Here is a 20,159-nt window from a genome sequence, read left to right on the forward strand (position 1 = left end):
TGAGCCACAGGTCGGCCAGGCGTAGCGCCTCGACGATCTGCCGCCGCTCGCCTTCCATGACGCTCGGATCGCCGGCGGCGACCACGGCGTGCCGGGCGATGTTCTTGGCGGTGTCCCAGTTGACCGGGCCCGAGCCGGCCGGCGCGGACAGCATGTCGGCGAACTGGCGCATCGCCGCCGCCATCTGCTCCGGATCGCCGAACATCGCGAAGGGGTTCTCGTTGGGGTCGTTTTCGCGACCTGGCAGGTCAGTCACCGCGCTACCTCGTGCAGGATGGAGGAGTCCACATCCGCCACGTTATCCGTCGCAGGGCGGATCAGTGCAAAGTGAGGACCTCGTGCCTACCTCGAAACGCGTCCGGCCACCGGTCGTCGCCGTCACCGGCGCGGCCGCCGGCCTGGGGAGAGAGTTCCTCTCCCGGGTGGCCTCGTCTGCGGATTTCCGCCGCGTCGTGGCCATCGACGACCACCGTGGCGACGTCCCCGACGTCACCTGGCGGGTGCTCGACGTCCGCGATCCGCTCTTGGCGAACCGCATCTCCGATGTCGACGTGCTGGTCCATCTGGCCACCGACTACGCGCTGGACGGTGACCAGGGCGAGCGCCGCGCCTACAACCTGCGCGCGGCGCAGACCGTGCTGACGGCCTCGGCCGCGGCCCGGGTTCGGCGGGTGGTCCTGGTGACCAGTGCCATGGTCTACGGAGCCACGGCCGACAACCCCGTGCCGCTGCCGGAGGACGCCCCGGTCGCCGCCGAACCCGACTCCGGGTTCGTGGGGGACCAGCTGGAGATCGAGGCCCTGGTGCGCCGGAGCCTGCGCAGCCACCCAGGGCTGGAGGTGACCGTGCTGCGGCCGGCCGCCGTGGTGGGCCCAGGCGTGGACACCGTGATCACCCGCCACTTCGAGGCGCCCCGGCTGCTCACCGTCAAGGGTTCGGCGCCGCGCTGGCAGTTCTGTCACGTCGACGACCTGATGTCCGCCCTGGAACTGGCCGCGCTCGGCCAGGTGAGCGGAGTGGTCACCGTGGGCTGCGACGGATGGCTGGAGATGGACCAGGTCGAGGAGCTCTCAGGGCTGCGGCGCTTCGAACTGCCGGCCGGGCTGACCTTCGGCACCGCCCAGCGGCTGCACCGGCTCGGCATCACGCCCGCGCCCGCGACCGACCTGCACTACGTGGTCTACCCGTGGGTGGTCGACTGCGCCGCGCTGCGCGCCGCCGGCTGGAAGCCGGCCTGGACGAACGAGGCCGCCCTGCTCAGGCTGCTGGAGTTGCGCGAGGGCCGGCACGCGGTGGTCGGCCGCCGCCTGCCGGGCAAGGAGGCCACGCTCACTGCCGCCGGTGCCACCGTCGCGGTGATCGGCACCGCCGCCATCGTCCGCCGGGCCCGCCGCAAGCGCCGTACCTGACCCGTCCCGGCGGGCAGGGGTGACCCCGCAAGCCGCGCCGGCATCGCGGGCCGCGGCGGTAATCTCGTGGGGTGAGCGCCATCCGATTGCTGGGCATTCGTGACACCCCGCTGTCCGTCCCGGAGGTCCTGGACGCCGTGGGCGACCACGCCGCCGGCGGCACCACGCTGTTCGTGGGCACCGTGCGCGACCACGACCACGGGGAGCCGGTGGCGGCGCTGTCGTACTCGGCCCACCCGAGCGCGGAGGCGGAGCTGCGGCGGGTGGCGGAGAAGGTCGCCGCGGACTTCCCGCTGACCGCGCTCGCCGCGGTGCACCGGGTCGGTGACCTCCGGCTCGGCGACATCGCGGTGATCGTGGCCGTGGCGGCGCCGCACCGCGGCGAGGCCTTCGAGGCCTCCCGCCGGTTGATCGACGACCTCAAGCGCGAGGTGCCGATCTGGAAGCATCAGAGGTTCGCCGACGGCTCGGCCGAGTGGGTCGGCGCCTGCGGCTGACGGACGTCCGCCGCCGGCGCCCACCCGGGGCGTGTGTCACCGGTGGGACGGCAGCGGTGACCGCATAGAGTTTCCCCCATGTCCCGACGCGGTTTGACCTTGATGATGGCGGGCGTCCTGACACTCGCGCTCGGCACCGTCGGCGCGTTGCTGCCGGTCCCCTACGTCGCGCTGAGTCCCGGCCCCACGGAGAACACCCTGGGCGACCTCAAGGGCAAGCCGGTCATCACGATCTCGGGCCACCAGACCTATCCCACATCGGGCAAGCTCAGCCTGGTCACCGTCGCCTACCAGGGCGGGCCGGGCGCCCGCATCGACCTGCTCACCGCGCTGCGGGGGTGGATGGACCCGACGGTCGCCGTGGTCCCGGAGGAGACGATCTTCCCCAGGTCGGTGAGCGTCAAGGAGGTCGAGCAGCAGAACACCCAGGAGATGACCGGCTCCCAGCAGGACGCCACCGCCGCGGCGCTGACCGAGCTGAAGATCCCCGTCGAGGCCGTCGTGCCGGTCGCCTCCACCCAGCAGGGCCGGCCCGCCGACGGCAAGCTCAAGGCGGGCGACGGAATCACCGAGATCGACGGCGCGCCGGTGCGGAGCGTGGAGGAGGTTTCGGCCGCGGTTCGCCGCCACAAGCCCGGCGAACAGGTCGAGATCGGGTTCGTGCGCGACGGCAGGCCGATGACCGTCCGGCTCGGCACCGTGGCCGGCAAGGACGGCCCCATCGTGGGGGTGATGATGGGCAACCCGCGGTTCACCTTCCCGTTCAAGGTCACCGTCAACCCCGGTGAGGTGGGCGGCCCGAGCGCCGGGCTGATGTTCGCCCTCGGCATCTACGACAAGCTCACGCCCGGCCCGCTGACCGGTGGGAAGTCCATCGCCGGCACCGGCACCATCACCGCCGACGGCAAGGTCGGCCCGATCGGCGGCATCCAGCAGAAGATGGTCGGCGCCCGCCGGGCCGGCGCCACGATCTTCCTCACCCCGGGCGACAACTGCGACGACGCCGTCCCGTCCGCGCCCGACGGCCTGCGCCTGGTCAAGGTCACCACCATGAGCGAGGCCGTCCGGGCGATCGACGCGCTGCGGACCGGTCAGGGCGCCGTCCCGGCCTGCGCGGCGCGGTGAGGCCGGCCGAACGTCCGGCGGGTCCGGGGAACCCGCGGCGGGCCCGGCGCGTTGGGCCACCTGTACGCGTGCGGCCGGCCCGGCGGTGCCGCTCGCGCTCCGCGGCACGTTGCCGGCCCCCCGGCCGCGGGCGGCCTCCCGGCGATGTCCGGGGCACGGGGCGTGACCACTTCATCGCCGGTGTAGGTTGCCAGACACGGACCGTTACTCGTGAAATCTAGGGGTGGGCCTTGACCTTCCGGAACCCCGGCGCGGGTCGGGCGATGCGTTTGCCCCGCCGGCCGCGGCTGCTGGTGCCCGTGGCGATCGCCCTGGTGGCGCTCGTCATCCTGTTCTTCATCTTCGCCGGCATCTTCACCGACTGGCTGTGGTTCGACTCGGTCGGCTACACCTCGGTCTTCTCCACCATGCTGGTGACCCAGCTGCTGCTGTTCGCCCTCGGGGCCCTGCTCATGGCGGCGATCGTCGGCGGCAACATGATGATCGCCTACCGGGTACGCCCGCTGTTCGGCATCGGCATGTTCGGCGGCGGCGCGCAGGGCGGCGCCGACCGCTACCGCGCGGCCGTCGACCCGCACCGCAAAGTGATCTTCATCGCCGGGCTGGTGGTGCTCGGCCTGTTCACCGGCTCCTCGATGGCCGGGCAGTGGAAGACCTGGCTGCTGTTCTTGAACGGCACTCCGTTCGGGAAGACCGACCCGCAGTTCGGCATGGACGTGTCGTTCTTCATGTTCACCTATCCGTTCATCCGGATGGGGCTGAACTTCCTGTTCACCGCGGTGATCATCTCGATCGTCCTGGCGGCGATCGTCCACTACGTCTACGGCGGCTTCCGCCTGCAGTCGCCCGGCCTGCACGCCACCCGCGCGGCACGGATCCACCTCTCCGCGCTGGTCGGCTTCTTCGTGCTGCTCAAGGCGGTGGCCTACTGGACCGACAAGTTCGGGCTGGTCTTCTCCAATCGCGGCAAGGTCTTCGGCGCCTCCTACACCGACGTCAACGCCGTCATCCCGGCCAAGAGCATCCTCGCCGTCATCGCGCTGATCTGCGCCGCGCTCTTCTTCGCCGGCGTGGTGCGGCCCGGGGGCATGCTGCCCGGCGTCAGCCTCGGCCTGCTCGTGCTGTCCGCCGTGCTGGTCGGCAGCGTCTACCCGACGCTGGTCGAGCAGTTCCAGGTCAAGCCGAACCAGCAGAGCAAGGAGCAGGAGTTCATCCACCGCAACATCGTCGCGACCAGAGACGCGTACGGAGTGGCGAACGCCCAGGTCACCCAGTACGGCGCGAAGACCCAGGGCACCCAGCAGGAGCTGCAGAGCGAGGCGTCCACCATTCCGGGCGTCCGGCTGCTCGACCCGTCGGTGGTGTCGCCCACCTTCGAGCAGCTCCAGCAGATCAAGGGCTACTACCAGTTCCCGCCGCAGCTGGACGTCGACCGTTACAAGGTCGACGGGGTGTCGCGCGACACGGTCGTCGCCGTCCGCGAGATCGGCCTGCCGCCGGACCGCAACTGGATCAACGACCACCTGGTCTACACCCACGGATTCGGCTTCGTGGCCAGCCCCGGCAGCCGCATCGACGGGCAGGGCAAGCCCGACTTCATCGTCAAGGACATCCCGCCGACCGACGGGCTGGGGCGGTTCGAGCCGCGCATCTACTTCGGCGAGAACTCCCCGGAGTACTCCATCGTGGGCGGCGACAAGAAGATCGAGCTCGACTTCCCGGAGAGCGGCGGCCAGGGCAGCGGGCAGGAGAACACCACCTACACCGGCAAGGGCGGTGTGCCCGTCGGCAACTTCTTCACCCGCCTGCTGTACGCCGGCAAGTACGGCGAGGCGAACCTGCTGCTGTCCTCCGACATCAACAGCAAGTCCCGCATCCTGTACAACCGTGACCCGCGTGATCGCGTGCAGCAGGTCGCCCCGTTCCTCACCCTGGACGGCGACCCCTATCCCGCGATCGTCAACGGCCGCATCCTGTGGATCGTCGACGGCTACACCATGTCGGAGGACTACCCGTACTCCGAGCGGCGCGGCTTCGGTGACATGACCCGCGACACCTCCACCGACCGCCTGCTCTCCGCGCCGCAGCCCCGTGACCAGATCAACTACATCCGCAACTCGGTGAAGGCCACCGTCGACGCCTACGACGGAACGGTGTCGCTCTACGCCTGGGACGAGAACGATCCGCTGCTGAACACCTGGCGGAGGGCCTTCGGCTCCGTCATCCGTCCCAAGGCGGACATCTCACCGCAGCTGATGGAGCACTTGCGCTACCCCGAGGACCTCTTCAAGGTGCAGCGCGACATCCTCGGCCAGTACCACGTCACCGACTCCAACGCCTTCTACGGCGGCCAGGACTTCTGGAAGGTCCCGGAGGACCCGGCGAGCTCGAAGACCAAGCAGCCGCCGTACTACATCACGTTGAAGATGCCCGGCGCCGCGTCCACCGAGCCGCGGTTCACGCTCACCACCACCATGGTGCCGAACAACCGGGACAACCTGGCGGCGTTCATGGCGGTGGACGCCACCGCCGACGCGAACGCGGCCATCCGCATCCTGCAGCTGCCCAGCGACACCACCATCCCCGGCCCGAAACAGGCGCAGAACACCTTCGACACCAAGGCGGCCAGCGTCCTGAACGAGCTGCGCATCGGCGGCACGACCGAGACGCTGAACGGCAACCTGCTCACCCTGCCGTTCGGTGGCGGCCTGCTGTACGTCGAGCCGGTGTACGTCCAGCCCAAGGTGCAGAACTCCGCGCGCTATCCGACGCTGGCCCGGGTGCTGGTGATGTTCGGCTCCGACGTGGGTATCGGCACCACGCTGAAGGACGCTCTCGACCAGGTCTTCGGCCAGGGGCAGGGGGACACCGGCCAGAACACCACGCCGCCCGACAAACCTGGCACGCCGGCGGTGGCGCCGGACGTCACCCAGGCATTGGACGCGGCGCAGAAGGCGTACGACGAGGGTCAGCAGGCGCTGAAGGCGGGCGACTTCACCGCCTACGGCGAAGCACAGAAGCGGCTCGCCCAGGCGTTGCAGGACCTGGAGTCGGCGCTGGCCAAGCAGAAGGCGGGCCCGTCGGCCGCGCCGACGCCCACGCCGAACCCGGCGTCCGCCACCAGCACGCCGCCGGCCACCCCGGCCCCGTCGCCGTCGCCCACGTCGAGTTCATGACGTGCCGGGCACGGGCCGGTCATCGCCGGCCCGTGCCCGACGCGCCGCCCCCGATTTGCACCACCCGGCCTGGGCCGATAATCTGTAAAGGAAGTCGACGCGGGGTGGAGCAGCTCGGTAGCTCGCTGGGCTCATAACCCAGAGGTCGCAGGTTCAAATCCTGCCCCCGCTACCAGTCGAAGGCCCTGGTCTCCGGTTCGCCGGAGACCAGGGCCTTCGTCGTTCGTGCAGAGGGTCGTCCTCCCTGGCGCCGTTCTACTCGAAGGCCGTCCTACTCGAAGTAGGTGTACAGGTTCTTCCAGGTGCCGGCGTAGAGGCAGTTCAGGGAGGGCTTGGCGGCCCTGGGCTCGGCGCAGACCTTGAGTTCCACCTGGTAGACGTTCTTGAAGTCGAAGGAGAACTTCTTGGCCTTGCCGTACTTGCAGTTGGTGAAGGTGCGGAACGTGTGCGGGGCGTTGGAGCCGTCGCGGTAGGAGATGCGGAAGACGGCCCATCCGCAGGCCGAACCGGTGCGGGTGCGGTCGAAGACCTTGCCCTTGACCTTCGCCAGGGAGGTGGGCCGGCTCGGGTCGTCCTTCGGGGCCGCCCACAGCGTGCCGTACGCCTTCGCCCTGCGGCCGGGTGCGTAGTAGGTGCCCCATTGCCGGGCCGCGGCGGTCTGGGCCGAGACGGCGCCGGCGGTCCCTGCGTCGACGGTGGCGGCGTCGGCGGCCAAGGGGGTGAGGGCGAGGATGCCTGCGACCAGGGCGATACCGGTGAGGGTGCGAGCGGCCATGTGGGTTCCTTTTCTCGTGAACTGGCAGCAGTGTGCACCCGGCCGCTTTCAAGGCCCTTGACGTTCCATTGCACGCGGCGAGTGCTCGATCTCGAACTCCTCTCCGGCTGGAACGTAAGGCGTGGAAGAACTCGACGTCGTTTTCCTGACGGGCGTCGGCGGTGAGTGGGAGCAGTGGAACATTCCGGCAACGGACCGCTGATGTTCACGGCGCCCGCCACCGTGGATCCCGTCCGTACCGGCGGATCAGCGCGTCGATGGGCCGGTCGCCGCCGACCTCTGGCAATGCCGCGCGATATGCTCGGTCCTCGCCGACCAGCGGGCCGGCCGGGTCTGTCACGAACGTCGCCACGGCTTGCGCGGCCTGGAGAAGCTCGTCAGGTGGCTCGAGCTCCTGGCCGAGTGCGGCGGCCAGGTCCCACCGGTGTACGACCATGTCAGCCAGGTGCACGGCAAGGACGGTCCGGGTACTTTGCCGTGACCGCAGGGACGGGATGAACACCGTCGACGTCGCCCGGCCTGCGAAGTATCCGAGCCAGCGTCCAGCGACCACCTTGAAAGCGGAAGCGGGGCCGCCGTCCGGGCGGGTGCCACCGCAGATCGCGAGGTGCTCGGCGGTCATGTGCTCCACCAGGTCACGTACCGACCATCCGTCGCACGGTGTCGGACGTGACCATGCGGAGGGTGTGAGGTCACCGATGGCGTCGCTCACCAGCTCGAGAGCCGTCTCATCGAGCCGCAACGCCCTGTCGAAGTCCAGCAACTCAGGTCTCCATGATCTTCGGCGGCTGCTCGACCCAGGACATCGACGCTGGAACGCGGTCGATCCTTGATTCCGCCGACTCCAGATGCGCGATCGCGGTCGTGAGCATGTCCGTGAACTCCGCGGTCTTGAGCAGCATCACGTCGTGGCCGGAGGTGATCGGCCAGATCTCCAAACCCTGATCCGCAGCCAGCCGGTCGAATGGAAGAGTGCGCGGCTCGCACACTATTCCGATCCCGGGGATGTTCGCCTCGGCGAGGGAGAACCCCGAGACCATCCCAGTGAATGTCGCGAACGGTTGAGCCCTGAGGCGGGGGGTGACGCGAGCGGCAAGGGCAGGATCTTCGATACCGAACATGGCCGCCGGAGGAACCGGTACGTAACCGGACCCGCGTCGATGAATGACACTCGCCTCGATCAGCTCGGCCATCCAGGAGGGCACCACCTCCAGGAACGTTCCTCGGTCCGGGGCGAACCAGGCGTCGACGCCGATGACACCGGCGACGCGGCCTGGAAACACCGAAGCGGCCTCCTGGGCGACCAGCCCGCCGTGGCTGTGGGCGACCACCAGGGAGCCTTCCGCGGGCGAGTCCGCCAGCGCGTCCGCGACCGCCCTCACCTGGTCGCGCAGCGTCGTGTCGACGTTCCCGTCCGCCCCGGGCAGGTCAACGGCGACGACTTCGTGCCCGGAGTCGCGGAGGGCGTCGGCAACAGGGGCCCACGCCCATGCTCCGTGCCACGCGCCGTGGACCAGTACGACTCGCCGTTGACCCGTCTCCGAACTCAAAGCGGTCCCCCTTGAAATCCCCGCCGGGTGAAACACCTCGGCGTCCGGTCGAACTCATGCTTGACCTCGGCGTTGAAGAATCCGCGACCTTCGGCCGAGACGGCCCTCGAACACGCGTGGCCACTCACACCGTGCCAGGCTCGTCATCACCCGGCGGTGCGAGGTTTGGTCGGTGGAGTAGATCTCGGCGTCTACCCGGCGCGGGCGGTATCGCCCTCGGCGCTCGGGTGCCCCGCCCGGTGCGCGGGGAGGCCGATCCATTCGCTCAGACTCTCGGGCAACCAGCCGGCGTCGGTCTCAGCGGCTGCGCGCGCCGATGTGTCGAATTTGTCGACCTCACCGAGTCCGCCCGACTGGAACGCCCGGCGGTAGGCCGATGGCGAAGTCCGAAGGCGCTGGCTGAAGCGCTGCCGAAGCGTGACCACACTCCCGAAACCGGTCTGCAGGGCGATGCGCTCGATGGGCATGTCCGTCTCCTCCAGAAGTTCCCGCACCTTGGTGAGACGCTGATGGTTCAGCCACTTCATCGGCGTTGTTCCCGTCACTTCACGGAACCGCCGTGAGAAGTTCCTCGATGACATGAATGCGATCGATGACAGGTCGTGGAGGTTCATGTCGGCATCAAGGTTTCCCAGTGCGTACTGCATGGCGCGGCTGATGCCATCGGGTTCGTGATCCGGCTCCGGCATGGGGGTCATGATGAACTGCGCTTGCCCACCCTCGCGGTGCGGTGCGACCACCATCACCCGTGCCAGGTGCCTGGCGACGCGAGCGCCGTGGTCTTGGCCGATGATGTGCAGGCTCAGATCGATTCCGGCCGCGGTGCCCGCCGAGGTGAGCACCTGGCCGCCGTCGACATAAAGAGCATCTGAATCGACCTTCACCAGCGGATACATCTCTGCCAGTCTTTTGGTGTACTTCCAGTGGGTCGTCGCATGACGCCCGTCCAGGACTCCTGCGGCGGCCAGAACGAACGCGCCGCTGCAGTAGGAGACGAGGCGCGCGCCACGTTCGTATGCGCGGCGGATCGCGTCGAGAACCTCTGGCTCCGCCGGGCGGTCGATGCGATCCGCCTGTGGAACGATCACCGTTTGGGCCGCATCGATCGCCTCGATGCCATGGTCGATCCGTGCGCCGAACAGTCCGCCCATCGCCACGGCCTTTCCCGGCTCGGCGGTGCAGACGCTTACGTCGTACCACTCGATCCCGAGCTCGGGTCGTGGGAAGGCGAACGCCTCCACGGCGACTCCCAGTTCGAACAACGTGAAGTCACGTGGCACGACGACCGCGACACGATGAGCTGACATGTGTCGATCGTAGATACCGGCGAGCGCCGGTGAAGTACTGCCGAAAGACAACGACCGCTGGGATCGCGCCATCCGCGCATCCTCTCGCCGTCGGCGATCGCGGTCACCGTCGGAGTGCCGGCCGAGCTTCGGCGCCGTGATGGCGGCGGCCCGATCAACACCCACGCTCGAGCCCCTGGCCGCCGGAGACCGGCGGCCAGGGGCCTTCTTCGTGGCATCCGGTTCAGCCGGCCGCCGGGGCCTCCCCGGTGGCGTTCAGCGGGCGGTAGGCGAGCAGGATGGCGCCGGTGGAGAACGTGGTGTTGCCGGTGAGCTCCAGCGTCGCCTGGACGCCCTCGCGGAACACCCGCTCGCCGCCGCCCTTGATGACCGGGTAGACCCACAGCAGGTACTCGTCCAGCAGGCCGTGCGCCATCAGGTCGTCGGTGAGCCGGCCGCATCCCCAGACCAGGATGTCGCCGCCCGGCTGGTTCTTCAGCGCGGTGACCTCGGCGACCAGGTCCTTGCCGGGGATGATGGTGGAGTTCTCCCACTCGGCCTTCTCCAACGTGGAGGACACCACGTACTTGGGCATCGAGTTCACCCGGTCGGCGTAGGGGTTGCCGCCCATGGCCGGCCAGGCCTGGGCCATGCCCTCGTAGGTGACCCGGCCGAGCAGCAGCGCGTCGCTCTCCTGGACCAGCGCCATGGAACGCGCCTGGCCCTGTTCGTCGGAGTACTGCATGGCCCACAGGTGCGGGTCGTCGATGAAGCCGTCGAGGGTGACGAAGGTGGAGGTGATGATCTTGCGCATGATGTGTGTTCCTTCTCAGGGGTGTGTCGCGCGGACGTGCTCGGCCGCGGATCGAGGGGAAATATCGGGGCAGACCGGATGGAACGGTATTCAGCGCGGGGCCAGAGGATAGGGCCGGGTGGCCCGGGCGTCCCGGAGGGCGCGTGCCCACCAGGTCAGCTGGTCCAGCGCGGAGGCCAGCGCGGCGTGGCAGTCGGCGCCCGGCTTGGGCCAGCCGCCGTCCGCGGTGAAGAGGTTCCAGTAGCACGGCAGGCTGACCGCGCCGTGGATCGCCACCGCGTGCACCTCGGTGAAGACCTGCCGCAGCTGCTCGATGGCGTGCAGGCCGCCCGACTCCCGGCCGTAGGCCACGAACGTCACCGGCTTGGCGTGCCACTCCTCGTAGTACCAGTCGATCGCGGTCTTCAACGGGGCGGGGAAGCTGCGGTTGTACTCCGGTGTCACCACGGCGAACGCGTCCGCCGCGGCGAGCCGGGGTGCCAGGGCGCGTACCGCCGGTGGCCGGGGCTCGTCGTGGTCGCCCAGGGTGTCCGGCAGCCGGGCGTCGGCCAGATCGACCAGGTCGACGTCCAGATCACCCCGCCGGCGGGCCCGGGCGGTCAGCCAGCCGGCCACCGTGGCGCCGAACCGGCCGCTGCGGGTGCTTCCGATGATGACCGCCACCCGCAGCCGCTCGGTGCCCGGTCCACCAGGTCCGGCCGTCTCGCTCATCGGGCCACCCGCCCGGCACCCCGGCCGCGCACCGGAGGTGCTCCCGCTGGTCGCCGCCGACTCTCCGGCATTTCCGGCCCTCCGTTCCCTCGCGCTGTCGATGCCCATACCTTGCCCGGTGCCGTTTACGGCATCTTTCGCGCTCGTTTACGGATCCTCTTCGATGCCCGCTGACAAGCGGTTATGGTGGCGTCCATGCGTTTCGGGGTGCTGGGGCCGCTGGCGGTGTGGACGGCGGACGGCACGCTGGTGCCGGTGCCCGGGCTCAAGGTCCGGGCCCTGCTGGCCGATCTTCTGGTCCACCAGGGACGGCCGGTGCCCGCCGACCGGTTGATCGACGATCTGTGGGGCGACGACCCGCCCGGCAACCCGCCCGCCGCCCTGTCGGCCAAGGTGTCGCAGCTGCGCCGGGTGCTGGAGGACGCCGAACCGGGCGCGCGCGAGCTGGTCGAGCACCACCCGGCCGGTTACCTGCTGAAGGCCGAGACCGACGGTGACCGGTTCGCCGGCCTGCTGGCCGAGGCGGCCCGTGCCGCCGATCCCCGCGACCGCGCCGCCCGGCTGGCCGAGGCCCTCGCCGGATGGCGGGGGCCGGCGTTCGCCGACTTCGCCGACGAACCGTTCGTCCAGGCCACCGCGGCCCGGCTGGCCGAGCAGCGCCTGACCGCCTTCGAGGACTGGGCCGAGACGCGGCTGGAACTGGGCGACCACGCCGCGCTGGCCGCCGAGCTGGGCGACCTGCTGGCCGAGCACCCGCTGCGCGAGCGGCTGCGTGCCGCGCACATGCGGGCCCTCTACCGGTCCGGACGGCAGAGCGAGGCCCTCGACAGCTACGAACGGCTGCGCACCCTGCTCGCCGACGAGCTCGGCCTGGACCCCGGCGCCGAGCTGGCGGCGCTGCACCAGGCCATCCTCGCCCAGGAGCCGGCGCTCGCCGCGCCGCCGCCGCCGGCCCGGCCGGTCACCAACCTGCCGGAGGCGGTCACCGGGCTCATCGGCCGGGACGCCGCACTGGACGACATCCGCGACCGGCTGCACCATGACCGGCTGGTCACCCTCACCGGGCCGGGCGGGGTGGGCAAGACGCGGCTGGCGGCCGAGGCGGCCCGCCGGGACGCCGCCGCCTTCCCCGACGGGGTGTGGTTCGTCGATCTGGCCGCCCTGGAGCCGACGACCGGCGAGCACGCGGCGCCCGGTCCGGCCGAGGCGGTGCTGGCCGTCCTGGGCGTCCGGGACGCCGCCGAGCCGGGCGAGAGTCCCGACGGCACCGGCCGGCTGGTGGCCGCGCTGCGCCCCCGGCGCGCGCTGCTCCTGCTGGACAACTGCGAGCACGTCGTCGAACCGGTCGCCGAGCTGGCCGACCGGCTGCTGCGGGAGACCACCGGCATCCGGGTGCTCGCCACCAGCCAGGAGCCGCTCGGCCTGCCCGGCGAGGTGGTCTGGAGCGTTCCCCCGCTGGAGGTCCCAGGCCCGGAGGCCGGTCCGGACGAGCTGGCGCGCACCGCGTCGGTCCGGTTGTTCGCCGCCCGCGCCGCGGCCGCCGACCGCACCTTCCGGCTGGACGAGGACACCGCCCCGGCCGTCGCGGTGCTGTGCCGCCGGCTGGACGGCATCCCGCTCGCCCTGGAACTGGCCGCCACCCGGGTGCGGGCGCTCGGTGTGCACGGCCTGGTCGACCGGCTGAACGACCGCTTCCGGTTGCTGGCCGCCGGGCACCGCGGCGCCCCGCCCCGCCAGCGCACCCTGCTGGCGATGATCGACTGGAGCTGGGAGCTGCTCACCGCCGCCGAGCGCGTCGTGCTGCGCCGGCTCGCCGTGCACGCCGACGGGTGCACCATGGAGGCCGCCGAGGCGGTCTGCGCGGGCGACGACTCCGACCTGGACGTGCTGGACCTGCTCGCCCGGCTGGTCGACCGATCCCTGGTCGTGCGGGCCGCCGGCCCGGACGGGCCGCGCTACCGCCTGCTGGAGTCGGTGGCCGCGTACTGCGCCGACCGGCTGCAGGAGGCCGGAGAGACCGGCGAGCTGCGCCGCCGGCACCGCCGCCACTACGCCCGCCTGGCCGCGGCGGCCGAACCCGAGCTGCGCGGGCCCGGCCAGCACCGCCGGCTGCGGCTGCTGGACGCCGAGGCGGCCAACCTGCGCGCCGCGCTCAACGCCGCGGTCCGCGACGGCGCCGCCGACGACGCGCTGCGCCTGGTGAACGGGCTGGCGTGGTTCTGGTTCCTGCGCGGCCGGCTCGGCGAGGCCCGCCGGAGCCTGGCCGCCGCGCTCGCGCTGCCCGGCGGGGACGGCGCCGCGCGCGCCCGTGCGCTGGCGTGGGACACCGGCATCGCCTTCCTGGCGGGGGACGCCGCCGGCCGTCCGGATCGGTGCCGGGCGGCGCTGGCCGCCTTCGACGGCGCCGGCGACCCGCTGGGGCGCGCCAGGGCCGAGTGGTTCCTCGCCTACACGCGGACCGACCTCGGCGACCTCGCCGCCGCCGAGGAGCTGCTCGGCCGGGCGCTGCCGGCGTTCGAGACCGCCGGGGACCGCTGGGGCATCGCCGCGGCGCTGGCCGCGCGCGCCAAGCTGGCCCACGTGCGCGGCGACCTTCCCGCCCTGCGCCGCGACGGCGAGCGCAGCCTGCACCTGTTCCAGGAGCTGGGCGACCCTTGGGGGCAGCTCGAGGCCGGAGGCTGGCTGGCGGGCCTGGCCGAGATCGACGGCGACCTCGGCCGGGCCGAGGAACTGCACCGCGGCGGCCTGCGCATGGCCGAGGAGCTCGGCATGTGGACCGAGTTCGCCGGCCGGCTGTCCTGGCTCGGCTGGCTGGCCGTCCAGCGCGGCGACCACGCCGCGGCGCTGGAGATGTGCGAGCGGGCCCTGCGGCTGGCCACCGAGCAGGGACACCAGTCCGGGCAGATCTTCGCCACCATCGGGCTCGCCTTCGCCGCCCGCAGGCAGGGCCGCGTCGACCTGGCCGAGGCCCACCTGGACGACCTGCTCCGCCGCACGCCTCCCGAGGAGGCGGCGGCCGCCCCGCCGCCGTACCTGCCGCTGGTGCGGACCGAGCTGGGTTTCGTCGCCGAGGCGCGCGGCGACGCCCGCGCCTCGTTCGCCGCGCACCTGGCCGCGCTGGACGCCGCCGCCTGCTTCGACACCGAGCGCGGTCTGGCGATCGCCCTGGACGGCCTGGCCGGCGCGCTCTCGCTGGCCGGCCGGAACGACGTGGCGGCCCGCCTCCTCGGCGCCGCGGCCGCCGGCCGGGCCGCCGCCGCGCAGCCCTCCTCCGGAGTGGACCGCGCCGATATCGACCGGATCACCGGCCGGGTGCGGGACCGGCTCGGTGAGGAGCGCTTCGCCGCCGAGTTCGGCCAGGGCGGCTCGCTCACCCTGGCCCAGACCCGGGAGCTGGCCACCGCCGTGTTCCCGCCCGACCGCTGACTGCGGCCCGGTGAGCGAAGATCCCACGCCCGCTCAGGGCCGCGCCCGCTGCCGGTTCGCCGGCGATCGGCCGCGCGATGGCCGGCAGACACCCTGGATATGGCGCGACCGTCTGGGCGCCGGAGTGTTCGTGTCAGGCGTGAAGGCATCGCATTGTCTGCGCACGCGGCCACTGACTCGAGGTCCGTGGCGGATCAGGTGTTCCGGCCAGTCCGCCGGCGTTCTTCTGAACGTCGCGACCGGCCAACCCGACACCCGCCAGTACCACGAGCACGCCGGCGACCGCCGTGGGGCTGATCCGCTCTCCCAGGACCACCGCGCCAAGGAAGAGCGCCACCACCGGGACCCTGCATCGTGCTCAGCAGCCGCAGACGACTGTGAGCGGGTCTGGCGTCGGCGTGACGGGACCGCTCTCGGTGTTCACCGCGAACCCTTCACGTATCCAGTACTCGATGCCCCCGATCATCTCGCGGACGGTGAAGCCACGCTCGGCCAGAGCCAGCGCCGCCTTGGTCGCACCGTTGCAACCGGGTCCCCAGCAGTAGGTCACGACCGGGACGGCCGGGTCGAGGTCCGTCGGAAGCTCGGCACGGGGGATGTGGCGGGCCCCCGGGATGCGGCCCTGCTGCCAGGCCTCTGGGGAGCGCGTGTCGACCAGGATGAACCCAGGATTTCCGGATGCGAGTGCCGCTTGGACGTCGGAGACATCGATCTGGAAGGCCAGACGAGCGGTGAAGAACTGAGCGCCGGAGAGCGGTGAGGAGAGATCGAGACCGGTCATGGACACGAAGCTAATCGCCTGAGCCGCATCGGCCGAGATTGTTCTTGGCCATACATCGATGAAGCCGGGCCAGCGGTCGAGTGGAGCGTCGCCCCGGGGTTCGATGGAGAGGCGTACGGCGATCGGTAGGCGGGTCGAAGACACGGCCCCCTGAGACCACCTCACCGGGCGCCTCTTACGCGTCAGCGGACGGATGAGACCTGATATCGGATGCCCATGAGGGAGAGGTCGCAGCGCGCGACCGTTACGAGCCCGTTCACCCACGAGTAGCGCGGGTCGGTGGTCTGGAACAACGGCGAAATCCGCAGGTAAGCATCATGTCCGCTCACCTCTTCGCCGGCCAGGAACCCCGCGGCGTGCTCTCCGAGTACGGACCTGCCGGTCGCGGTGAGCTCGATGAGGGCATCGTCATGAGTCGCGATCATGGCGTGTACGTCAATGCGGCCGATTCCGTCGGAGCCCACGGTCACCCAGTCGATCGACCCAGGAATGAGGCGACCACTCAGACGGGGGCCCTCTACCGTCCCATCGACCACGGGGAACAACATCCGGGTGCCGGTCGGCGTCCGGACGGTCGCGATCTCACCGAAGCGCACCTCGATGGAGCACATGAAATCCAGATCCGCACCCTCCAACGGCGCAGGACTCTTCATGGTGGTCGTCGTATCCATTTCTTATCTCCGATCCGATCGAGTTCGTCGTGCGTACCGCCGACCGGTCGAGCAGGCCGGCGTCACGAGGCCTGTCCGGCACGCGAGTCCGGCCTCCAGGGACCGATCCAGATCGATCTCTCGTCGGCCGCCTGGGGTCATGATGAATCGCGCCTACCCGCCCTCGCGGTGCGGTGCGACCGCCATGCTCGGGTCGTGGGGAGGCGAACGCCGCTACGGCGACCCCCGGTTCGAACAACGTGAAGTCACGTGGCACGACGACCGCGACGCGATGAGCTGCCATCTCGAAATCGTAAGCACCTGCCGGCGCCGGTCGGGGCCCTCCCGAAGACAACGACCACTGAGATCCGGCCATCTTCGTCCGGTGTCGTCCATGCCGCCGGGACCCGGCTCAGACCAGCCGGGTGCCCTGGCCGGCGAACATCGCCAGGTCGATGACCGCGACCGCCACGGTGACGGCGAACGCCGCCCGGCGGACCGACCGGCGGGCGAGCAGCAGGCCGCCGGCCAGCGCGAGCGCGACGGCGACCAGGCCGCCCACGCCCAGCGGGCCGGGCCGCCCGGGGGCCAGCGCGATCACGACGGACGCGGCCACCAGCAGCACGGCGGCCCCGACCCGCGCACCGGTGGGGCCGAGCCGCTGCGGCAGGCCGCGCACCCCGAGCGCCAGGTCGTCCGGCAGGTCGGGAACCACGTTCGCGAAGTGCGCGCCCGTGCCCAGCAGGGCGCCGGCCGCCATCGCCCACCATGCCGGCCATGGCTGCCCCGGTAGCCCGAGGGTGACGAACGCGGGCAGCAGTCCGAAGGCCGCCGCGAACGGCAGCGGCGAGGCCCAGCCGGCCTTCAGCCACGCGTTGTACAGCCAGCCGCACCCGACCGCGACCAGATGTACCGTCCCCGCGAGCAGCCCGGCGGCCAGCGACAGTGGCACGCACAACGCCAGGGCGGCCAGCGCCGCGGCCGCCACGGCCCGCGAGGAGGTCCCGTCCCCGGCGAGCGGCTTGTCGGTCCGGCCGATCTCCTGGTCCCGCGCCCGGTCGATCCAGTCGTTGCTCCATCCGATCGACAGCTGGCCGGCGAGTACGGCCGCGGTGACCAGCACGACGCCGCCCGCCCCCCGTCCCGCGCCGGTGGCGAGCGCGGCGGAGGCCACCGTCACGACGGCGGTCGGGCCGGGATGGCAGGCCCTGATCAACGCAAGCATGGCCCCAGCCTCGACGCCAGGCCGGCCCCGGCGCAACTTCGACCACACTCGAACCTGTGATCGAGGAACGTCGGGGTGCTGGACTAATGTCGTGCCATGCGGATCGCGGTGACGGCCGACGCGGCCGGCGGCACCATCCAGCCGCTCGGCGAGAGCCCGCGGCCGGTCGCCGATCTGGTGGCGGCGGTCCGCGAGCTGGAGCGCACCGCCGGTCCCCGGTGGATCTGGCCCGACACGCGTACGGTGCTGCCGGCGCTGCTGGCCGGTGGTGTGCGCCCGGCCCGCTGTCACGACCTCACCTTGACCGAAGGGCTCCTGCTCGGCCACGAGGGCCGGTACGGCGAGCCCCGTTCGGCGGAGGCGGCGCACGCGCGTTTGCACGGCCTGGCGGTGCCGGAGGACGCCCATGGCCCGCACGCCGTCCAGGACACGCTCTTCGAGCCCGAGCCGGCCCAGGTGGACGTGCCGGGGATCTACGCCGCCCAGTTGCGCAGGATCGCGGCGACCGAGCGCCCTGACCGGTTCCGCCTGCTGGTGGCGGCGGAGTCGGCGGGTGCCCTGGTGGCCGGGGAGATGGCCCACGACGGCATGCCCTGGAGTTCGGCCGAGCACGACGCGCTGCTCACCGAACTGCTCGGCCCGCGCCCCGTGCACGGCATGCGCCCGGCCAGGCTTCAGGCGCTCGCCGACCAGGTGAGCGCGGCCTTCGGCGCCCAGATCAACCCCGACTCGCCGCAGCAGATCGTCAAGGCGTTCCGCTCGGCCGGGCTGACCGTGACGTCCACGCGCTCCCACGTGCTGAAACAGCTCGAGCATCCCGCGGTACCGCCGCTGCTCGCGTACAAGGAGCTGGCCCGGCTGTACTCCTTCCACGGGTGGGCCTGGGCGCAGCAGTGGGTCCGCGACGGCCGGTTCCATCCCGAGTACGTGGTGGCGGGCGTGGTGTCCGGCCGATGGGCGACGAGCGGCGGCGGCGCGCTGCAGATCCCCAAGGTGATGCGCCGGGCGGTGGTGGCCGACGAAGGGTGGCGGCTGGTCGTCGCGGACGCCGCGCAACTGGAACCCCGGGTGCTGGCCGCCATGGCCGGCGATCGCGGGCTGGCGCGGGCGGCCGGGGAGATCGACCTGTACGCCGCGCTGGCCCAGGCCTTCGGCGGCGCGCGGGACAACGCCAAGATCGCCATGCTGTCCGCCATGTACGGCGGCACCAGCGGGGACGCCGCCAAGCTGCTCGCCGTCATGCGTCAGCGGTTCCCGCAGGCCTACGCCTTCGTGGAGAACGCCGCCAAGGCGGGTGAGGAGGGCCGGTTGGTCCGTTCCTGGCTCGGCCGTACCTGCCCCCCGCCGTCATCCGGCTGGCTGAGCCTTGTCTCCGGCCCCGAGGGGGCCCGGGCGGCCCGGGACCGCGGCCGGTTCACCCGGAACTTCGTGGTCCAGGCGACCGCGGCGGAATGGGCGCTCACCCTGCTGGCGCTGCTGCGCGGGGCGCTGCCCGCTCCGGCCAGGCTCGTCTTCTTCCAGCACGACGAGGTCATGGTGCACTGCCCGGAGGAGCTGGCTCCCGAAGTGATGGAGGTGGTGGGCCGCACCGCCGCGCAGGCGACCAGGCTGATCTTCGGCCAGACACCGGTCCGCATTCCGATGGCCGCTGTCGCGGTCCGTTGTTACGCGGACGCCAAGTAGTCGCCGGAGCTCAGATCGCCGATCTGACCAGCGACATCGACCTGCGGAGCGCCCAGCCGAACAGGGCGATGCTCGCGAGTGCCTGCCCCGCTCGCAGCCATCCGGGGGTGGACGTGGCGGCGAACACCACCACGCCCAGCCACAGCAGGCTGAACACCCCTACCAGTGCGACAGCCGTCCAGTTCAGCCCACGTGTCACCATGACCGGCAGTCTCCCAGGACGGCCGTTAGATCAGGGCAAAGACCGCTATGGCAACCTGTGAGCGATCTGCCACGATTCGGCCAGGAGGCCGCTCAGCGGGGGAGCCGGCGGATGGCGCTCGGGCACCGGCGCAGCCGGGACCCGGGTCGCAGGCGGCGGCTGCTCTCCAGGCGGTCCAGCATGTCGTCCAGGGTGGAGTCCGTCAGACCACCGGCGTCACCCAGGGGGAGCTGGCCGCGCCTGGCCAGCTCGTGCCGCAGGAGGGACAGCGAGTCGGGGGTGTCCTCCTCGCTCGCCACGATGGCGGCCCGCGCCGCGTTGAGCAGGCTCAGGTAACGGGTGCGCAGCGTCGCCTCGCGGAACCGCGCCTGCTCCAGGTCGTCGAGCAAGGTGCGGGCTATCTGCAGCAGATCCTCCGAATCGCCTTCCTCGGCCGCGATGTGAGCACGGATGTCGTCGAACTCCGACCGCGTCATGATGTCCACCTCCACGGGCGGCGCTCCGGGCACCGGGATGGTGCCTGCGGAGACCCCGCACCCTCTTCGTAACGTCCAGCGATTGCGGATGACTTGCCGGTGGCTTGTGCCCCGTGCGCATCGCCCGCTCTTGGGATGGCTGAGAGGCTGGATAGGTTTACCGCGATCTGAAGTGGCCTCAGGCACTCCTGGGATGCTGCTAGAGTTTTCCCTCGTTGGGCGGTGCCCAGGTCCCGAGAGTTCCACGAATCTTCACCGGGTCCGGCCTGCCCGCACTCCCGGCTGATCCTGAACGTCATGGTCGCTGCGCCGTGTGCGAAGCACTCCGTGTCGCTTGGTAAATTAGACGGGTTGCCCTGGCGACGGGGCGGGG

General features: G+C 71.3%; 17 protein-coding genes, 1 tRNA gene and 1 pseudogene. 7 read left to right on the top strand and 12 right to left on the bottom strand.

Annotation, left to right across the window (positions count from 1 at the left end):
* Window positions 1-256, bottom strand: a pseudogene (locus Sru01_RS29515) (zinc-dependent metalloprotease); the annotation flags it as partial.
* An 82-nt stretch (window positions 257-338) separates the two neighbouring features.
* On the opposite strand from Sru01_RS29515, the gene Sru01_RS29520 reads away from it, so the two are divergent.
* The 5 genes from Sru01_RS29520 (at window position 339) to Sru01_RS29540 (ending at window position 6,382) form a co-directional block, all read left to right on the top strand.
* Window positions 339-1,409, top strand: coding sequence for an NAD-dependent epimerase/dehydratase family protein (locus Sru01_RS29520; RefSeq protein WP_203992426.1), 1,071 nt, complete (start codon window positions 339-341; stop codon window positions 1,407-1,409).
* 71 nt (window positions 1,410-1,480) lie between these two features.
* Window positions 1,481-1,906, top strand: a complete 426-nt coding sequence (locus tag Sru01_RS29525; RefSeq protein ID WP_203992428.1) for a molybdenum cofactor biosynthesis protein MoaE — start codon at window positions 1,481-1,483, stop codon at window positions 1,904-1,906.
* Window positions 1,907-1,984: 78 nt separating this feature from the next.
* Window positions 1,985-3,031, top strand: coding sequence for a YlbL family protein (locus tag Sru01_RS29530; protein ID WP_203992430.1), 1,047 nt, complete (start codon window positions 1,985-1,987; stop codon window positions 3,029-3,031).
* A gap of 263 nt (window positions 3,032-3,294) precedes the next feature.
* Window positions 3,295-6,207, top strand: a complete 2,913-nt coding sequence (locus Sru01_RS29535; protein ID WP_239137844.1) for a UPF0182 family membrane protein — start codon at window positions 3,295-3,297, stop codon at window positions 6,205-6,207.
* A 98-nt stretch (window positions 6,208-6,305) separates the two neighbouring features.
* Window positions 6,306-6,382, top strand: a tRNA-Met gene (locus Sru01_RS29540).
* A gap of 96 nt (window positions 6,383-6,478) precedes the next feature.
* Here the strand turns inward: Sru01_RS29540 and Sru01_RS29545 are convergent.
* From Sru01_RS29545 to Sru01_RS29570, 6 genes are all read right to left on the bottom strand, one after another.
* Window positions 6,479-6,982: a hypothetical protein gene (locus Sru01_RS29545; RefSeq protein ID WP_203992434.1), complete on the bottom strand. Its 504-nt coding sequence runs from the start codon at window positions 6,980-6,982 to the stop codon at window positions 6,479-6,481.
* A 205-nt stretch (window positions 6,983-7,187) separates the two neighbouring features.
* Window positions 7,188-7,745, bottom strand: coding sequence for a maleylpyruvate isomerase family mycothiol-dependent enzyme (locus Sru01_RS29550; RefSeq protein WP_203992437.1), 558 nt, complete (start codon window positions 7,743-7,745; stop codon window positions 7,188-7,190).
* 1 nt (window position 7,746) lies between these two features.
* Window positions 7,747-8,532 carry a lipase family alpha/beta hydrolase gene (locus tag Sru01_RS29555; RefSeq protein ID WP_203992440.1) on the bottom strand — a complete coding sequence of 262 codons (786 nt, stop codon included), beginning with the start codon at window positions 8,530-8,532 and terminating at the stop codon, window positions 7,747-7,749.
* A gap of 191 nt (window positions 8,533-8,723) precedes the next feature.
* On the bottom strand, window positions 8,724-10,004 hold the full coding sequence (locus Sru01_RS29560; protein ID WP_239137845.1) for a helix-turn-helix domain-containing protein: 1,281 nt from the start codon (window positions 10,002-10,004) through the stop codon (window positions 8,724-8,726).
* A 58-nt stretch (window positions 10,005-10,062) separates the two neighbouring features.
* Window positions 10,063-10,632, bottom strand: coding sequence for a dihydrofolate reductase family protein (locus Sru01_RS29565; RefSeq protein WP_203992443.1), 570 nt, complete (start codon window positions 10,630-10,632; stop codon window positions 10,063-10,065).
* Window positions 10,633-10,722: 90 nt separating this feature from the next.
* Window positions 10,723-11,343 carry an NADPH-dependent FMN reductase gene (locus Sru01_RS29570; protein ID WP_203992445.1) on the bottom strand — a complete coding sequence of 207 codons (621 nt, stop codon included), beginning with the start codon at window positions 11,341-11,343 and terminating at the stop codon, window positions 10,723-10,725.
* A 195-nt stretch (window positions 11,344-11,538) separates the two neighbouring features.
* On the opposite strand from Sru01_RS29570, the gene Sru01_RS29575 reads away from it, so the two are divergent.
* Window positions 11,539-14,769, top strand: coding sequence for an AfsR/SARP family transcriptional regulator (locus Sru01_RS29575; RefSeq protein WP_203992448.1), 3,231 nt, complete (start codon window positions 11,539-11,541; stop codon window positions 14,767-14,769).
* 358 nt (window positions 14,770-15,127) lie between these two features.
* On the opposite strand, the gene Sru01_RS29580 is transcribed toward Sru01_RS29575, so the two are convergent.
* The 3 genes from Sru01_RS29580 to Sru01_RS29590 all read right to left on the bottom strand — a co-directional run bounded on the left by Sru01_RS29580 (window position 15,128) and on the right by Sru01_RS29590 (window position 17,425).
* Entirely contained in the window at window positions 15,128-15,550 is a 423-nt protein-coding gene (locus Sru01_RS29580; RefSeq protein ID WP_203992450.1) for a rhodanese-like domain-containing protein, read from the bottom strand.
* A 182-nt stretch (window positions 15,551-15,732) separates the two neighbouring features.
* Window positions 15,733-16,221, bottom strand: a complete 489-nt coding sequence (locus Sru01_RS29585) for a DUF3237 domain-containing protein (protein ID WP_203992452.1) — start codon at window positions 16,219-16,221, stop codon at window positions 15,733-15,735.
* Between the two features lie 391 nt (window positions 16,222-16,612).
* Window positions 16,613-17,425 carry a UbiA family prenyltransferase gene (locus Sru01_RS29590; RefSeq protein WP_203992454.1) on the bottom strand — a complete coding sequence of 271 codons (813 nt, stop codon included), beginning with the start codon at window positions 17,423-17,425 and terminating at the stop codon, window positions 16,613-16,615.
* A 96-nt stretch (window positions 17,426-17,521) separates the two neighbouring features.
* On the opposite strand from Sru01_RS29590, the gene Sru01_RS29595 reads away from it, so the two are divergent.
* On the top strand, window positions 17,522-19,108 hold the full coding sequence (locus Sru01_RS29595; protein WP_203992456.1) for a bifunctional 3'-5' exonuclease/DNA polymerase: 1,587 nt from the start codon (window positions 17,522-17,524) through the stop codon (window positions 19,106-19,108).
* A gap of 10 nt (window positions 19,109-19,118) precedes the next feature.
* Here Sru01_RS29595 and Sru01_RS29600 read toward each other — a convergent pair whose 3' ends face one another.
* Window positions 19,119-19,310 (bottom strand): hypothetical protein, encoded by a 192-nt coding sequence (locus tag Sru01_RS29600; RefSeq protein WP_203992458.1) that lies wholly within the window; start codon window positions 19,308-19,310, stop codon window positions 19,119-19,121.
* Window positions 19,311-19,402: 92 nt separating this feature from the next.
* Window positions 19,403-19,786 carry a hypothetical protein gene (locus Sru01_RS29605; RefSeq protein ID WP_239137846.1) on the bottom strand — a complete coding sequence of 128 codons (384 nt, stop codon included), beginning with the start codon at window positions 19,784-19,786 and terminating at the stop codon, window positions 19,403-19,405.
* Between the last annotated feature and the right edge of the window lie 373 nt (window positions 19,787-20,159).

Origin of the sequence: Sphaerisporangium rufum (genome assembly GCF_016863395.1) — a bacterium.
Taxonomy (GTDB): Bacteria; Actinomycetota; Actinomycetes; order Streptosporangiales; family Streptosporangiaceae; genus Sphaerisporangium; species Sphaerisporangium rufum.